This window comes from Streptomyces sp. NPDC000880 (genome assembly GCF_053599675.1).
The window spans coordinates 19,635-35,150 of record NZ_JBSFMS010000038.1 but is presented as its reverse complement, the minus strand read 5'-3'; the positions used below and the strand labels follow the sequence as shown (position 1 = coordinate 35,150).

The following is a 15,516-nucleotide window of genomic DNA, read 5'->3' as shown; positions in this document are numbered from 1 at the left end:
GGCGTTGGGGGCCGGTACGGCGGGTGGCAGCGGTGCGGCTGGTGCGGGCTGACCGGGCTGTCCTGGTTGCGGGAAGCCGTAACCGCCCTGCTGGGCGGCGGGGTGGCCCGGCTGGCCGGGCTGAGGGAAGCCGTAACCGGTCTGCTGGGCCTGCTGACCGGGCTGCCCCGGCTGGCCGGGCTGGGGGAAGCCGTAACCGGTCTGCGGCGTCTGGGCGTTGGGGGCCGGTACGGCGGGTGGCAGCGGTGCGGCTGGTGCGGGCTGACCGGGCTGTCCTGGTTGCGGGAAGCCGTAACCGCCCTGCTGGGCCTGCTGACCGGGCTGCCCCGGCCGGCCGGGCTGGGGGAAGCCGTAACCGCCCTGCTGCTGAGGTGTGGGCGTCGGCCAGGCGGGCGGGGTCTGGGGGCCGCCCTGCACCGGCTGCTGCGGCTGCGGTGGGGCGGACTGCTCCGCGTTCTGCGGCGAGACGGGCCACTGCGGAGCGGACGGCGGCGCGGCGGGCTGGAAGGCGGGAGGCAGCGGCGGCAGGGGGGCACCCTGCCCCTGTCCATGCGCGGGCGGTGTCGGGGACCAGGACTGAGGCGGTACGGGCGCAGGCGGAGTGTCCTGGGGCGCGGAGTCGGCCGGCTCGTCGGCCGTCACCTCTTCCACACCCTGCGGGGCGCTCTCGTCGCGCGGCTCGGCATCCTCGCCGTCGGGGTCCTGGACCTCGGAATCCTGGATCTCCACGTCCGATACGTCCGAGGCGTCTTCGGGACCGGCGTCCGCGGTCTCTCCGGCATCGTCGGCGGGGTTCTCGGCCGAGGCCTCGGCGGCATCGTCCGACCTGGCCGCGTTCGGGGTCTCGGGATCGTCGGAACCCTCCGCGGCGCTCTCGTCGGCATCCCTGGCCGCCGCCCGCTCCTCCATCTCGCGCTTCAGCGCGGCCGGGGAGAACTTCATGGTCGCCCCGCTCTCCAGATCGCCGCCCCCGAAGGGCTGCGGCGCGGGTTCGGCGGCCGCCTCGTCAGCCGGAGCCGCAGGAGGCGTCTGCACAGGAGCAGGAGCAGGAGCGGGAGCGGGAGCAGGGACGGGCGCAGGCGCCCAGGTGGGCTCGAAACCGCTGCCCGTGGGCAGCCCCGGCACGGCCACCGGTGCCCCGTTCGGCGGCGGAGGCGGCGTGTGCCCCTGCTGGCCGGAGCCCCCGCCGGAGGTGTCGCCCGACGCGTTCTGCGTATACCAGGCCGGCGGGGTGTAGTCGATGGTGAACTCACCCGTCAACTCGGCGGGATCCGCGTCGGACTGATCATCGACGGGAATGTTCCAGCCCCCGTGGATCTCGTCCCGATCGCCGTTCACTTTGCCTCCTGGTGTGGTCGAGCACCCTTGTGCCGTGGTGGGTGGGGGCGACCTCTTCGTCCGATCGGCCCGGCTCTCCCCCTGCGGACGCGGCCAACACGCCCGCAGGTTCTTCTGCCGCGCCCTGTCCCACCCTAATCGTCAACAATGCCGGACCGGCAGGGCCGACCGCCCGTCGGCTGCTGTCCCGTACGTCACGCCCTGCCCCCAAGTGATCCGGGTGGGGCGCAGCGTAAGGAAATCGACGGGTCAAAACCGTACAACTGCGTACGCATGGAAGCGCTTCCGGCCCGTCAGCCCGTCCGGCGGGCGCTGCCCAACAATCCGGTCTCGGCATCCGTGGCCTGCGTCAGGACGAACTGCCGGCCCTGCGCCGTGCACCAAAGTGTGACGCCGGCCGCGAGCGTGGACAGCGCCCCGTCTCGGGCCGCGGGAGATGCATGATGCGGGCATCTGCGTGGCCTCGTCGGACGAGACGCGCCAGCTGCCGACCAGGCCCGACTTCTCCATCAGCCGCGGCACCACCCGCCCCACGAACCGCTTGCCGCTACCAGCCACGTACTGGCTGCTCGGCCGTCCAGCGTCTCAGCGCAAGTCGAACTCCCCGTCGCGCGCCCCGAGTACGAACGCCCGCCACTCGGCTTCGGTGTACCGCAGCACGGTCTCCGGATCCAAGGACGACCGCATTGCCACGGCCCCGCCGGGCAGATACGCGATCTCGACCCGCTCCTCGACCTCACTCGTGCCGGGGGCGCTGTGCCACTCGACGCCAGAGATGTCGAGGGCGTACAGCTCGTCCTTCTCCTGTGCGCTCCCCATCAGTCAAGCTCCCTTTCGACAACGGCCGAGTTGAACGGGCGCCATGCGCCAAGGGCCGCCGCCCAGTTGCATGTCGGCCGACGCCACTTCGGGCATCTTAGGCCAGCTCTGCCCTGTCTGTGCGGCACGGAGATTTGGGTACATCAGCCCATCCGGGGCGGAAGCTCAGTCCATCCGGCGGGCCACGCCCAGCAGGCCGGACTCGGCATCCGTGGCGCTCGTCATCACCCAGTGACGCTCGCGTCCGGCGCACCAGAGAGTGACACCGTCGGCCAGAGTCGGCAGGGCATCACGCTCGGCCTGGGACAGCCCCAGGATCCGGCCTATCTGCTCCGCCTCCTGTGGCGAGACCCGCTGGACACCCACCAGCGTGGCGTCCCGCATCAACCGCGGGGCCACCGGGCTCAGATACGGCAGCAGTGTGAGTACCGACTGCCACGGTGAGGACACCACGCGGCCGCGCGGCGGCCGCATGCCACAGTCCCGTACCACGACGACCGGGCTGCCCACCGTCGCTCCCAACGGCGGAACCCGCCCCACGTCGTGGAGCGTGATGCACTCAAGACCCGCACCCGCAGCCTGTGCCAGAAGGGTCCAGGCCTGGGCGCGTCCGGTTTCGACTGCCACTCGCGCGCCCGTGCCCGCCGCACGCAGTGCGAGCACTTGCGCTGTCCACAGGCCGCCGATCAGCAGCACGTCGTACGGCGTCGAACGGTGGAAGCCCACCATTTGCGGCCGCCCCTCCGCGTCGTCACCGATCACCACACCGTCGTCCCCGACCGGCAGCGACAGCGCGCCCAGATCGTCCGCGGCCATGGTGTGTCCCGCGTGACGCGGGCCGAGCAGCCCGCGCACCGCTCCGGTCCGGGCCGTCATCGTGCACCTCCCAGAGGCAGCGTCGCCAGTACACCGGGCAGCTGCTCGCGGTCCAGTCGTACGAGACCGACCTTCGCCGAACGCGCGGCATGCTCCAACGCCCGCCGGACCCCGACCAGTTCGGTGTCGGAGCCACCGGTGATCCGTACATGACCGCCAACGGTCATCGACCCCTGGTGTGAGCCACGGCGCAGGGTGAGGCTGAAGGTGGTTGCGTATGCGGGAGCCGCGGTGAGCAACGACACCAGCTTCGGGAGCGGAGACGCCCCACGCCCCAACTCGGGCCAGCGGCCGACCGCGTAGGTGGTGTGCCAGCGGTCGTCGCACCGCCAGACCCGCGGCGTCTCGGCAGTACGTCGCTGCGGCACGGCATCCGGCCGGCCCGCGCGGGCCGCCAGCCTCGGACTGGCACAGGCCGAAGTCGCCACTGTGGTGTTCAGCTCCTCCTGGTCCAGCACCAAGGCGCGGAATCCCGCTCCGGTGATACGGCTCGCCACATGGTCGGCCACGCGCACCAGGCAGCGCTGGGCGCCCCCGATTCCGCCGCCACGCGCCTCGACCGCCTCCCGGCACAGCTCCGGGTCCAGCTTCACCGCAACCCACGTCATCCTCAGTGCGGGCGCCCCGGTCCGCTCCTGCAGTGGGGCGTACGAGAGCCGCGCCACCGACTGCTGGGGCAGATGCGGCGCAGGCGCCGATCGAACCTGCTGCACCAGCTGCACCGACTCCAGCACGATGTCGTCCACCTCGAGGGCGCCGCCCAGCAGGGACAGCGGAAGCGCCCGTGCACCGAACGCGGGGCGCAGCGCATCGCCGCTGGCTTCGACCCGTATCACCGCGGTCAGGAAGGTGCCGTCGCCGAGCATTCCGATCGTGCGCCGGTCCCGGTCGACATAAGTGAAGGGCCGGAACCCCGGCACACTCTCCACGACCGGGGCCAGTGACGGATCCACGTCTCCGACGGACGGCCGGGCGGCCCGCTTGCGCGCACGCAAGTCGAGGGCCGTCGACAGCCAGTCCTGTACGGCATGGCCGCGGCGGCGCAGTACGGCGAGCAGTACCAGCGCGCAGGCGACGGCGACGGTGGGCACCAGCCAGAGCTTGCCGAGCGCCAGCCCGACCCCCGTCAGTGCGAGTGCAAGCTCGACGAGAACCAGCTGCCGCAGCTGGAAGGGGCCGACGCGGCTGGTGTGCGACAGAGGGCGCAGGGTCGTCTTTGCGGGAGGGTGCGAGGGCGTGGTGGCAGCCGGTCCGTTGCTGCGTTGCCGTCGGGAAGTATCAGGGGCCTGTCCGGTAGTCCGCCCGTTTCGCGCGCGCGTCGCCGTACCCATCGCCGCGTTGCCCCCTCGTGTCCGTAATTACCAAATTCATATGGGCGTTGACCGGGCGATCACCCTACCTGAGCAGTGAGACGGAAGCCCCTGCAGGCATAGTAGAGGGACGGTACGACAGCAGGCTTTCATGGTGAGTATGGGAGCCTGGTCGCCCAGCGGGGAGAGGGAACAGCGGACAGATGGCATCACGACGGGACGAACTCAACGCATACACCTTCGCGAAGCGGAGGTTGGTAGCGCAGTTCGTGCAGCCCAACTCGACAGGTTCCGAGGAGGGCGCGCCGCGTCCACTGCGTGCCGTGGTCCCCGGAGCGATCGTCGGCGTGGTGGTCCTCGCGATTTTCGGGGCCTGGGGGATGTTCAAGCCGGTAGCGCCTCAGAAATGGGACGCACCTGGGGAGAACGTCATCATTGCCAGCAAGTCCACCACGCGGTATGTGGTGTTGAAGACCAAGGGCAAGACGCAACTCCACCCCGTCTTGAACATGGCGTCCGCCAAACTCCTCCTTGACCCGGACAAGGGCAAGGTCATCAACGTCTCGGAGTCGGTACTCGACAGCGGCAAGATCCCGCACGGCGCCACCCTCGGCATTCCCTACGCCCCCGACAGGCTGCCCGACGCCGGTGAAGCCGGCAACGCCAAGCGCTGGGCGGTCTGCGAGCGACCCGGCGAGGGCGGCAGGGCCATCCAGAAGGCGGCATTCGTCCTCGCTGAGCGCGAGCAGCAGAAGACCGACGGCGCCAACCGCCTGGGCGGCGGTGAGCTGTTGTACGTGGAGGGGCCGGACCAGACCCGCTATGTCGTCGACGCCGAGGGCAAGGCGTATCCCGTCGAGAAGGACGAACTGCTGCTGCGCCAGTTGGTGGGCCAGGGCCGCGCGGCTCAGCGGGTGTCGGCCGCCTGGCTGGACACGCTGCACAAGGGCGACCTGATCAAGTTCCCGACGATAACCGGCAGCCCTGGCGCCGGCGCCAACGTCCCCGGTGACCTGGCCCCCGAGCTGAACAAGGTGGGCATGGTCCTCATGGCGACCGACGGCACCAGGAACCAGCAGTACGTCGTCCTGCCGGGCCGTGTCGCCCCCGTCTCGGACTTCACCGCGAAGCTGCTGCTCAACAGCAGGGACCTGATCGAGCTCGGCCAGGCCGGCCGGGCGAAGTCCGTCAGCGCCGCCACCTTCCAGCCGGGCGAGGCATTCGGGCAGAACAACGACTGGCCGGAGCTGGCCCCGAAGCCGGTCAACTCGCCGACCATCAGCGAAGGCGGCCGCAACACCGTGTGCAACGTTCTGCGCACGGTGGATGAGGACAACGGCGCCACCACGCTGAGCACTTGGGCGGGCACCGACTTCCCGGCGACGTTGCCGACCGGCTCCAGCAGCGCCTACGTCACCCCCGGTTCCGGCCTGCTGTTCCGGCAGTTCAAGGGCTCCACTACCGCCTCGGGGTTCCTCTTCCTGGTCACCGACACGGGTCTGCGTTATGCGATGCAGTCCAACGGAGACAGCGCGACCGACGATTCCGGCATTGGATCCTCCGGTTCAAAGGAGGAGGAGCAGGCGCGGCAGCAAGAGGCACAGCAGGCCCAGAACCGGCTCGGCTACAAGAGCGTCGACCCGGTCCCGGTGCCCGCCGCCTGGTCCTCGTTCCTGCCGACCGGACCGCGCCTGTCGACCGGGGCCGCGAGCCAGCCGCAGGGTTCGTGAGGGCGAAGCTGAGATGACGCACACATACCGACGACTCCTCACCGCTGCCGCCGCCACGGCGATCACTTTCATCGGCCTTCCGGCGGCCCCCGCGGCAGCGGACTCGAGCACTCAGTGCACCTTCCCCGGGCAGATGTACGAGGGCCGCCCGTGGGCGCTGCAGCGCGTCCTGTTGGACGAGCTGTGGAAGCAGTCCACCGGCAAGGGGGTACGGGTCGCGGTCATCGACACCGGCGTAGACGTCAAGAACCCGCAACTGAGCCGCGCGGTGGACGTCAAGAGCGGCAAGAACCTGCTGCCCAAGAACCTCAAGGACGACACCGGCACCAAGATCGAGCGCGGCAACGAGAACGGCACCACGGACACGGTTGGCCACGGCACCAAGGTCGCCGGCATCATCGCCGCCCGCCCCGCCAAGGGCACCGGATTCGTCGGCCTCGCGCCCGATGCCACGATCATTCCCATCCAGCAGAACGACGCCGAGGGCCACGGCACGGCCAAGACCCTGGCCGACGCCATCAACCACGCGGTCCAGGCGCGCGCCGACGTCATCAACATCTCCCAGGACACGGCCAACGCCGTGGAGCCCACACCGGTGCTCAAGGCGGCCGTGGACGCAGCCCTGGCCAAGGAGATCGTGGTCGTCGCCTCGGCGGGCAACGACGGCCTGGGCGGAAACGTCAAGAGGACCTACCCGGCCTCGTACGACGGCGTTCTGGCCGTGGCCTCGTCCGACCGCAACAACGAACGCGCCTACTTCTCCCAGTCCGGCGAGTTCGTCGGCATCGCGGCCCCTGGTGTGGACATGATCTCCACCGTCCCCGGGGGCGGCCACTGCGCCGACAACGGCACCAGTTTCTCGGCTCCCTACGTCGCCGGCATTGCCGCTCTCATCAAGAGCAAGCACGGCAAGTGGACCCAGAAGGAGATCGTGGCCCAGATCCAGCAGACGGCGGAACGGTCGATCGCAGGCCACGACCGCCTGGTTGGCTGGGGCGTCGTCGACCCGGTGCGGGCCTTGACCGAGGACGACGAGCCCATCGAGCAACCGGTCGCCCATGAGGGCGTATCCAGAGCCGAGGCACCCACTCCGGCCGAACTCCACCTGGGCGAAACGGCGGAGGAACGCAATGCGCGCCTGGCGACCTATGTGGTCGTGGGCGGCGGCGTGCTGGTGGCCGCGATCGCGGGGGGCGCGGTGGCGCTTCGTGATGCCCGGCGGCGGACGAGGGGGATCGAGGGTCAGGCGGGCAGCGGCTGAGTGACCGGTAGCCGCAAATCAGACATGCCGGGAGGGTTGCAACCGCATAGGCCCTTTGGATCGTCACACCAGGAAGTTGCGTGGCGGATAAGACACTTGGGCGTGTCATAGCCAGTGGCTAGACTGGCATTTACGTGATCTGTGATGTGCGAGTCACCACGATCGCAACATGCGAAGTTGTAGCAAACGGGGGAGGAACGGGCATCGTGCTCGAGGCAGTTGGTGGCGGGGGCGGCGGCTCGACCGGTGGCGGTGACCTCGGGCGCGGCGTTGATGCCCTGAAGAAGTTTCAGGGGCAGATCAAAGCGCTGCTGGCGGACCTCGAAGGAGGGGAAGCTGGCAAGGCGAAGGTGGCAGCCCAGGCGGTTTCACGGACCTCGTTCAGCGGTGGCAACACCGAATTCGGCGAGGCGGAAGGCTTCTACCTACAGTACAACCGGGTCCACAAGGCGCTTGTCTCGCTCTCCAAGTCGCTGGGCGATCAGATTGAAATGTTGAGCATCGCCGTGCATGGCGCGGACGTTGGCTTCAACAACCTGGAGGAGGAGCAGCGACGGCGCTTCTATTCGATCCAGACTCGTGTACTCCAGGAGCAGCAGGAGCAGGAGAAGCAGCAGGCTCGGTGGGAAGCGCAGCAGAAGCAGGACAAGGAGCCTGGGGAGAAGGGCGGCGAGCCTGAGCCGTCGCGTGACGATAAGAAGACCATCAATCCGAAGGGTCTGGGGTGATCGCTGATGGGTGAGAAGGAGAAGGACCTCACTCCCGAGCAGCAGCAGGCTGAGGACGCAGCGCAGATCCGGAATGGGTTTGGCGCGACGGATGCGCTCGAGCGCTTCGCGATCGTGATGGACCGTATCGGTTTCGGCGGCGGCTCCGGTCCAGGCGGATACTTCGGAACGACGGACTTCGAAAAGAAGCAGCTCAACGAGATGCTCGACCTCGTCGAGAACTCCAACCCGGCGGACCTGGAGGCGGCGGGCGAGGCTCTCGTGAAGGCGAAAGACGCCCTCAATGAGGCTGCGAAGGACCTTGCCGACTACGTCACCAAGTCGGACTGGACGGGCGAGGCCGCCACCGAGTTCAACAGGTTCGGAAAGGCGCTCGCCGCGCACGCCTCGGACCTGGCCACCTTCGCCAACGCCGCCGGCACGCAGATGACGGTCGCGAGCACGGGCCTGACCTCGGTGAGGAACTCCATGCCGCGGGAGCGTGACACTCGGCTGTTCCCGAAGACGGTCGAAGCGTTCGCGCTGATGCCGGGCAAGGAGACCAACCCGGAGTACATCGAGGCCGTGAAGGTGGAAAAGAACCGCCAGGAGGCCATCAACCAGATGAACCGACTGGCCTCGTTCTATGCGGTTTCCGAATCGTCTCTGGCTGGGCAGGAAGTGCCGAAGTTTCCGGGGATGCTGAATGCGGATGTGCCGCCACCAAGGGTCGGTGAGCGAGGCACAGAGTCGGGCGCAACTGCATCGGGTACTGATGATTCGGGCGCCACTACTGCACGTGGGAATCTTCAGCGAGCTGAGGTAGGCGGCGAAGGTGGCACGTCTCGGACTGAAGCGCTCGAGAAGGTCACGACCGTTCCGGACCGGAATACGTCGATGGAGATCGACAGTGTCACAGCGCCGCCGGTTCCCACCACAGGTTCTGGGGTCACGCCGCCTACCTCTGCTGCCGGTCCAGTTGGCCCCTCGGGCGGTCAGGTGCCGCCGGTTGCTGGCGGCTTCGTGAATCCTGTGCGAGGCGGTGCGCCCCGGTCGACGAGTACTTCGGGCATGCCCAGAGCCGGCGGTGCCGGTGCCAGCGCAGTTGGACGGCCTGGTGCCGCTGGAAGCGGTTCCGCTGCAGCGGGACGTGCCGGAGGAGCTGGAGCAGTCAGTCGGCCGGGGGCTGTCGGAAGTGGTTCCGCCGCGACGGGTCGCGCTGGCGCGGTCGGTCGGCCGGGAGCGATGGGCGGCGGTGCCGCTGCAGGACGCACTGGTGCCGCAGCCGCCGGCCGGACTCCCGTAGCTGGTCGGCCGGGTGCGGGGGGTCAACCCACGGCCGGACGTACAGGTACAGGTGCGTCTGCTGGCCCGCGTGCCGGTCGTGCGGACGGCATCGTGGGAGGCACACCGCAGCGTGGTTCGACGGGTTCCGCGGGATCTCGCATCCCGCGAGGAAACGTCATCGGCAGTGAGGGAGCAGCACCGGGCCGTTCCGCCACAGCGAGGCCCAGCCAGTCCGGAGTCATCGGGACAAACCCTGCGAACGGCGCGCCTCGGCCCACTGGACGGGGTACCCCAAGCTCCAACGGAGTTATTGGCACTCCGCGCAGTGGCGCTCCCGCCTCGCGGCCAGGTGCAGGAGGCTTCACGGCGGGCGGCGCAGGCTTTGCGGGCGGGCGCCCAGGCCAGCGGCAGTCCGAGAACGACGAGCAGGAGCGCACCGGATCAGCGCGTCCTGACTACCTGACGGAAGACGAAGAGACATGGGCGGCCCGGCGGCGTGGCGCCATACCGCCGGTGATCGACTAGTACAGGGAAGGTTCGGAAGTCAGGATGACGGCAGGAATGAGCCAGGTCCGGAAGCGCAGCGAGTCCAACGCCTTGCGTCGAGGTCTGCTTTGCGCTGTGGCCGCGGTTGGGGCCTGGACAGTAGGCATTGTCGGTACCGCCCCAGTAGCGGTTGCTGCGGACCAGCAATCGAAGCAGTGGTACCTGGATGCAATGCAAGCCGACGAAATCTGGAAGTCCACGACTGGTGAAGGCATAAAGGTCGCCGTCATCGACACGGGAGTCGACGCGTCCACCTCTTCGCTGAAGGGGCAGGTCCTGAAGGGACTTGATGCGACGGAGGCAGCTGGAGAAGCAACGGACGACTACACAGGGCACGGGACGACCATGGCCGAACTGATCGCTGGTACAGGTCAGGGAGGTGGTCTCCGTGGCCTGGCGCCTGGCGCCAAGATCATCCCGATGCGAATCGCTACTGAGTCATTCAAGGCAGACAAGGTGAATGAATGGGATGACTCGGCTGCTATCAGGGCGGCGGCGGACAGTGACGCGCGCATCATCAGCATGTCAATCGGTAGTGAGTTCATGAACTATCGAGACAAGGAAGCGGTGAAGTACGCGCAAAGCAAGGGCAAGCTGCTCTTCGCCCCCGTCGGTAATAGCGCCAAAAAGGGCAATAAGGCAGAGTACCCTGCCAGCTACCCAGAAGTTGTCGGCGTCGCCGCAATTGACAGCGAGGGCCGCGTTGCTGACTACTCCCAGCACGGCGACTTCGTGGACATCGCTGCTCCCGGTAACGACATCCCGCGTTGGTGCAACGCAAGATTCGAGAGCTACTGCGACGGCAATGGCGGAACCAGTGCCGCCACGGCTATTGCTTCTGCCTCCGCCGCCTTGATCTGGTCCGCCCACCCGGACTGGACCGCGAACCAGGTCCTGCGCGTCATGTTCGAAAGCGCAGCTGCGCCGGAGGGCTCGAAGAAGGGCACGCTCAGCAACTATCTCGGCCACGGCGTTGTCCGCCCCGGCGCCCACATCAACCGCGGCCTCGGCAAACCCGGCGACCCGAACCTCAGCCCCCTGACCAACGAGAAGACGGCCGGCTCGTCTGCCTCAGCCGCCCCCTCTGCACCAGCTTCGTCACAAGCCCCGAAGGGCAACGGCGGTGACCAGGCCGCCGTGGCAGGCTCCAGCAAGAAGGCCTCAGACGACAGCCAGTTGGGCCTGATCCTCGGTGCCGTCGCCGCCGTAGCGGTGTTTGGAGGCGGAGCCTTCGCCGTAGTACGGAAGCGTCGTAGCGCGTGACCGTGACCGGCGCACTCCGGAGGCCTCAGGCCATCGCCTCAAGTCAGGTCTGCCTCTCACCAGCCGGGGAAGCGCAACCCAGCCAGTTCCAACGACAGTTCAGAAGGGAAACGCAGCCATGACAGATGGCCAGCAGCTATCAGATCAGCAAATGATCAAGCTCGAGGAGACCATTCTCTCGAAGTTTGAGTCGATCAAGGGGCAGCTTCACCGGATTCAGGGCACGATCGACAGCCTCGAAGGCCAGTGGAAGGGCATCGGCGCCGGGGCCTTCAACCAGAAGCAATATGAGATCAACACCTCGATGGTGAACATCGGCAAGATCCTCGTGAAGTACCTCGAGGCGATGAGCGCCACGCGCAAGATCAAGGACGGCACGGAGGATGAAGTCCGCGCGGCCGTGCAGAGCATCAACGTCTACGACGGCGCCCCGAAGTCGAGCCTCAGCAGCTTCTAGAGCCACTGAGCGCACCCGACCGCAGCAAGTAACCGCCGAAACGCAACCATCAAGGAGATGGGGGAATTATGAGCAACTCGCACGACGAACTCGTCGTCAAGTACGGCGCGCTCGACGCGACGGCCACCGAGCTCGGTAACCAGGCCAAGCAGCTCGAACAGGACCTCGCGGACATCAAGAAGGCCGTGGCCAGCGTCGCCGCCGGGTGGCAGGGTGAGGCGCACACCTTCTACGTCGAGCAGCAGACGAAGTGGGACAAGGAGGCCAACGACATCCACCAGGCTCTCGTGGCCATCGGCCAGGTCGTCGGCCGCGCCGGCGGTGACTACATGGGTGGCGACAAGAAGGCTGCCAGCTACTTCGCATAGGGCATACGGCTGTTCGCAGCAGTCATGGGGTGGGCACGCGCGGGAGGTGCCCACCCCCTCCTGCTTGTGCTGCCACGCCCTTGGATCCTCCAGACAATTCCTTCCCTTCGGTTGCGTACCGCCGAGTGCGTTGGCAGCGGGCTGTGCGGTCTCCGCCACCTCCCTCGTTCTCCGAATGGCGCTTGAGTAGCTGAGGCGTAGAGCGTCAGCACTTGGCCTTACGATTTCGGCAGTACGACCGGTGCGGGCAGGTCCAGGGCGCGGGCGAGGGCTGTGGTGACGGGGGTGGCGTGATCGGGCAGGTGCTGGGCGGCCCAGGCGGCAGCCAGTTGGAGGCAGTACCAGGTCGCGCTGTGCGTCGGCGAGCAGGCGGCGCAGCTCGATGACGGGCATCTCCATCACCGGGCTGTCGTCCTCCACAGCCAGCCAGCCAGCAGCACCAGCGCAGCACCGGCCACCACGATCCGCACGTACCGTCGTATCCTCATGGCGCCTCCTGTGGACGTTGCGTTGGCGGATGAATCAGCGGTTGGCGACGCGGAATGTGGGTGCCGAGCAGCTCCTACCAGTGCTGGGCAGCCGCCCCACGCGGCAACCAGACCACTGACCACCCGCGTGCGACGCCGTTCAAGGGGCTTCTGGCCCCGGGACCTTGGCAGGGAGCTGCGCCTCGCCCTCGCATCCCAACTTGGCTGCGAGGCGCCGTGAGATGGAGTTGAGGATCGTCATCCTGTCCATGCTCTTGGACTTCCCTTGGAGTTGATTGCCAGGGCTGAACATACCTGCGTTCACGTACTGGGTTTCCCCTTTTGGGTTCCTTGTCTGGCAGCGAAAATACAAGGAAGCTGAATTGTCGTCCTTTGTGCTCGCGTATGCGCCCAGAGGGTAGAACGTGATTCCTCTCGCGTCGTCCTTCTCGACGTCACTCCGGTTCGGATACTGTTTCGAAGCCTTGAAGTCCACTTGGATCAATGGCTGACCACTTTTGTCGTCCGCCTTGTAGACGGTGCACCGGCTTCGCTGCTCAGTTTGATCGTGGAGGTGCGCTGCTGCCCTCTCGAGCGAGAACTTGTTTGGCTCTCCCGCGTCGGTCGTGCCCGTGAGTTCATTGAATTCATCAGCGCCGCCGATTCGTCGCAACGCCTCCGTTGCCGATGTATCCAGGGTGCCGTCACAGATCCGGCTTGCCGAAGTTCCCGATGAGTCTTTTTCGGCTCCCTGTGAACATCCGGACACCCCGGCGAAGATCAACATCCCGAGAGCCGCCCATCGGAGAGGGATTACAGATTCCCTTTGGGGGCTGCTGGGATTGAAATCACGCACGATTCTTCAGTCCTCGTATGGCGGACGCCCGCGAAGATCGTCCTCGGCTGATCCGGTTGAAAGGTAGGTTGTCTTCAGGTTTCGTGCGACGTCATCAGAGTCGGCTTCTCCGGCGAACTTACGGTTCTCGTTGAGTAGTGATCCGTAGCTACTCCCCAGATCGTCGGCACCCTTGGCATAGAACTGTTGGCTGGTCAGCTGAGCATCCTGCGTGGCCTTTTCTTCTGCTTTGTCCACGCTCTTGTCGATTTCTTGGCCAAGGAATGTGTTCGGTGCTTCGCCAGCCAGATCCGTGGCCACGGGGGCGAACGCTGGGCTCCAACCGCTGCCCCTGGTACAGGGATTGCGGCAATTCCTCCGGTGATGACAGCGCCTACGGCGTACTTCCCCCAATCGGCCGACCTCCCGAGGGACTTATTCGCTTCGTCGGCCTCTCCCTTGAAGTCGGCCTCGGCCTGCGCCACGCGCGAGTGATCCAAAATCCCTCGCGCCTCGGCCACGTGGTGGTCCAGGGCGTTGCCGATGGCAAAAGCCTCGTTCTTTTCTTGAAGCTGCCCGCCGCTTCATCGGCGGCCTCGGCTTCCAGTTGCTCCCCCTCGTCCCATGCCATTTCTGGACATCGTCACACGGCCATGACCTGCAGACCTACAAGATTAACCCGCTTTGAAAGCGCCCTGGTCCTGGGCCTGGCGTGCGCGTTTCGCGAAGGTGGTGGCAAAATTCGCGATCAGGGAATCGGCCATTTCAATCTTGGGGGCAGCCTCTCCCGTGACCAACAAGATGACGGTGCCGACGCGGACTTGAGCGATCACACCCTTCGAGCCCTCGTCGAATGACGGGCTCAACCCCGTCACGGCATCACTGCGCTCACCGATCTCGCCAAGATTCAGGTTTCGGGCCTCGGGGACCCTCTCCCTCCACGCCTCCCACACCGGGTCGTACGCCGATTTAGCGACATTCACATCCTCATAAGCCAGGGCCATGAACGACACGATTGGCTTCTTGGCGACCAGGAAGCTTGAAGCCCCCGTGAAACGGACGTTTTCGCAGGAGTCCTGTTCCCCTCCGTAGCATCGCGCCACGCCAATTGTTTTGGCTTCCGTGAGGGAGTACGCCGCGGGAGCGACCGCAACCTTCCAGCCGGGCATAGCTTTCGCGTCGGGTAGTATCGCCTTGGTTTCCTGCGCGTTGAGGGGGCTTGCTTCATTCCCTCCCGTGCTCGTTTCTGTGTTCCCGCCGCAGCCGACGAGGATTGTCAGGGCCACGCAAGCGGTGGCGATACGCCTGCTTCGGCGGCCGATCAGTCTTGGCATGAGGGTGTCTTCCGGCTTGATTTGAACGAATTGGTATCGAGCGATTCAAGACCCATTGGGTAGCCTGGCCGGCAAGTCGCAGGTTGGACTCAACTCTGGACAGAAGACCCCAAACTCCCCTTTACGATGCGCCTTCATCGCTGGACACCGTTCGGGCTACCGGCGTTGGGCCTGTCCTCCCGCGGCAGCCGTTCAGCTGCATCTGCGTCGACTGCTTCTCAGCCGCCGACGCCTTCAACTGCTCCCACTCATCCCACGCCATATGAGGGCTCCGCAGCAATCTCGCTAGTTTGATCTGATCCGGGGAAGTTCATTAGGGAACTTCCGAGGTTCCTGGCACTTGCCAGCCTTGTATGCGTGCTGGGCCAGTTGATAAGCGAAGTCGACCACCACCTGGCGAAGGGCGGCATGCTGCACGCGGGTTTCTCCGATGGTTCTCGCTTCCACGACCAGCGAATGCGGTCTATGCGGTTCGTCCGTACCTTGTGGTGGGGTGCAAGGTACATAAACCGTAGCGAGATTCGGCAGTGCGAGTGCCTTTACATCGCCCGCCGATATCGCGACGGCACCGTCGACCCTCTCGGATTCGCGAGATTTCAACCAGCTGCTGGCCGTCGCGAAGCCTGATTCTGCCTCGCCGGAGATCGTGGAGTCATCGGTTCGTACATAGCAGTAGAACGTAAACTGCCCGTTCGATGTCGAAGTCGTGAGCTTTCCCCGCTCCTCGGCCTTGCGCGCAGTAGGAAGAGCGCTGGCGGCGGTGCTTCGGTCCACGGCCCCTGAGCAAGGCTTCGCAGGCAGGCGATCGAGCCCCTTGGTGAAGATCTGTTGGTACCCAATGACCCCACCGGCCGCTATGACGCAAGCAATCCCGGCGCTTATTGTCCTCTTCTTGACCTTTACCTGCATGGTGCCTCA

The 15,516-nt window shown here is 66.5% G+C and carries 15 protein-coding genes; 7 read left to right on the top strand and 8 right to left on the bottom strand.

The genetic code is table 11. The features are described from left to right. From ACWDO5_RS15450 to eccE, 4 genes are all read right to left on the bottom strand, one after another. The coding region (locus tag ACWDO5_RS15450) for an SCO5717 family growth-regulating ATPase (RefSeq protein WP_450530783.1) at positions 1-1,338 on the bottom strand (1,338 nt) is incomplete at its 3' end. A gap of 585 nt (positions 1,339-1,923) precedes the next feature. Then, entirely contained in the window at positions 1,924-2,157 is a 234-nt protein-coding gene (locus ACWDO5_RS15445) for a DUF397 domain-containing protein (RefSeq protein WP_450530782.1), read from the bottom strand. Positions 2,158-2,322: 165 nt separating this feature from the next. After that, a complete protein-coding gene (locus tag ACWDO5_RS15440) occupies positions 2,323-3,033 on the bottom strand; it encodes a hypothetical protein (RefSeq protein WP_450530781.1) in 711 nt (236 codons plus the stop codon). After that, positions 3,030-4,364: a type VII secretion protein EccE gene (gene eccE / locus ACWDO5_RS15435; protein ID WP_450530780.1), complete on the bottom strand. Its 1,335-nt coding sequence runs from the start codon at positions 4,362-4,364 to the stop codon at positions 3,030-3,032. The genes ACWDO5_RS15440 and eccE overlap by 4 nt, the downstream gene beginning before the upstream one ends. A gap of 182 nt (positions 4,365-4,546) precedes the next feature. Here eccE and eccB point away from each other — a divergent pair, with 182 nt between their 5' ends. The 7 genes from eccB (at position 4,547) to ACWDO5_RS15400 (ending at position 11,962) form a co-directional block, all read left to right on the top strand. Continuing rightward, positions 4,547-6,073 (top strand): type VII secretion protein EccB, encoded by a 1,527-nt coding sequence (eccB, locus tag ACWDO5_RS15430; RefSeq protein WP_450530779.1) that lies wholly within the window; start codon positions 4,547-4,549, stop codon positions 6,071-6,073. A gap of 13 nt (positions 6,074-6,086) precedes the next feature. Beyond that, on the top strand, positions 6,087-7,334 hold the full coding sequence (gene mycP, locus ACWDO5_RS15425; protein WP_450530778.1) for a type VII secretion-associated serine protease mycosin: 1,248 nt from the start codon (positions 6,087-6,089) through the stop codon (positions 7,332-7,334). A gap of 206 nt (positions 7,335-7,540) precedes the next feature. Next, positions 7,541-8,062, top strand: coding sequence for a hypothetical protein (locus tag ACWDO5_RS15420; RefSeq protein ID WP_450530777.1), 522 nt, complete (start codon positions 7,541-7,543; stop codon positions 8,060-8,062). 6 nt (positions 8,063-8,068) lie between these two features. Continuing rightward, complete coding sequence (locus ACWDO5_RS15415; protein WP_450530776.1) at positions 8,069-9,853, top strand: hypothetical protein; 1,785 nt, start codon at positions 8,069-8,071, stop codon at positions 9,851-9,853. Between the two features lie 24 nt (positions 9,854-9,877). Beyond that, positions 9,878-11,137, top strand: a complete 1,260-nt coding sequence (locus ACWDO5_RS15410) for a S8 family serine peptidase (protein ID WP_450530775.1) — start codon at positions 9,878-9,880, stop codon at positions 11,135-11,137. A gap of 118 nt (positions 11,138-11,255) precedes the next feature. Beyond that, positions 11,256-11,594, top strand: coding sequence for a WXG100 family type VII secretion target (locus ACWDO5_RS15405; RefSeq protein ID WP_450530774.1), 339 nt, complete (start codon positions 11,256-11,258; stop codon positions 11,592-11,594). 68 nt (positions 11,595-11,662) lie between these two features. Continuing rightward, on the top strand, positions 11,663-11,962 hold the full coding sequence (locus ACWDO5_RS15400; RefSeq protein WP_450530773.1) for a WXG100 family type VII secretion target: 300 nt from the start codon (positions 11,663-11,665) through the stop codon (positions 11,960-11,962). 627 nt (positions 11,963-12,589) lie between these two features. On the opposite strand, the gene ACWDO5_RS15395 is transcribed toward ACWDO5_RS15400, so the two are convergent. From ACWDO5_RS15395 to ACWDO5_RS15380, 4 genes are all read right to left on the bottom strand, one after another. Next, positions 12,590-13,216 carry a hypothetical protein gene (locus ACWDO5_RS15395; RefSeq protein ID WP_450530772.1) on the bottom strand — a complete coding sequence of 209 codons (627 nt, stop codon included), beginning with the start codon at positions 13,214-13,216 and terminating at the stop codon, positions 12,590-12,592. Positions 13,217-13,291: 75 nt separating this feature from the next. Continuing rightward, positions 13,292-13,585 carry a hypothetical protein gene (locus ACWDO5_RS15390; RefSeq protein ID WP_450530771.1) on the bottom strand — a complete coding sequence of 98 codons (294 nt, stop codon included), beginning with the start codon at positions 13,583-13,585 and terminating at the stop codon, positions 13,292-13,294. A 353-nt stretch (positions 13,586-13,938) separates the two neighbouring features. Beyond that, entirely contained in the window at positions 13,939-14,598 is a 660-nt protein-coding gene (locus ACWDO5_RS15385) for a hypothetical protein (protein WP_450530770.1), read from the bottom strand. 285 nt (positions 14,599-14,883) lie between these two features. Then, positions 14,884-15,507 (bottom strand): hypothetical protein, encoded by a 624-nt coding sequence (locus ACWDO5_RS15380; protein ID WP_450530769.1) that lies wholly within the window; start codon positions 15,505-15,507, stop codon positions 14,884-14,886. Positions 15,508-15,516: the final 9 nt, after the last annotated feature.

Bases quoted from the DNA above. Each gene is read 5' to 3' on its own strand.
- eccE (WP_450530780.1), bottom strand. From the start codon at position 4,364: ATGGGTACGGCGACGCGCGCGCGAAACGGGCGGACTACCGGACAGGCC.
- ACWDO5_RS15380 (WP_450530769.1), bottom strand. From the start codon at position 15,507: ATGCAGGTAAAGGTCAAGAAGAGGACAATAAGCGCCGGGATTGCTTGC.
- ACWDO5_RS15385 (WP_450530770.1), bottom strand. From the start codon at position 14,598: ATGCCAAGACTGATCGGCCGCCGAAGCAGGCGTATCGCCACCGCTTGC.
- ACWDO5_RS15440 (WP_450530781.1), bottom strand. From the start codon at position 3,033: ATGACGGCCCGGACCGGAGCGGTGCGCGGGCTGCTCGGCCCGCGTCAC.
- mycP (WP_450530778.1), top strand. From the start codon at position 6,087: ATGACGCACACATACCGACGACTCCTCACCGCTGCCGCCGCCACGGCG.
- ACWDO5_RS15410 (WP_450530775.1), top strand. From the start codon at position 9,878: ATGACGGCAGGAATGAGCCAGGTCCGGAAGCGCAGCGAGTCCAACGCC.
- ACWDO5_RS15405 (WP_450530774.1), top strand. From the start codon at position 11,256: ATGACAGATGGCCAGCAGCTATCAGATCAGCAAATGATCAAGCTCGAG.
- eccB (WP_450530779.1), top strand. From the start codon at position 4,547: ATGGCATCACGACGGGACGAACTCAACGCATACACCTTCGCGAAGCGG.
- ACWDO5_RS15400 (WP_450530773.1), top strand. From the start codon at position 11,663: ATGAGCAACTCGCACGACGAACTCGTCGTCAAGTACGGCGCGCTCGAC.
- ACWDO5_RS15395 (WP_450530772.1), bottom strand. From the start codon at position 13,216: ATGTTGATCTTCGCCGGGGTGTCCGGATGTTCACAGGGAGCCGAAAAA.
- ACWDO5_RS15415 (WP_450530776.1), top strand. From the start codon at position 8,069: ATGGGTGAGAAGGAGAAGGACCTCACTCCCGAGCAGCAGCAGGCTGAG.
- ACWDO5_RS15445 (WP_450530782.1), bottom strand. From the start codon at position 2,157: ATGGGGAGCGCACAGGAGAAGGACGAGCTGTACGCCCTCGACATCTCT.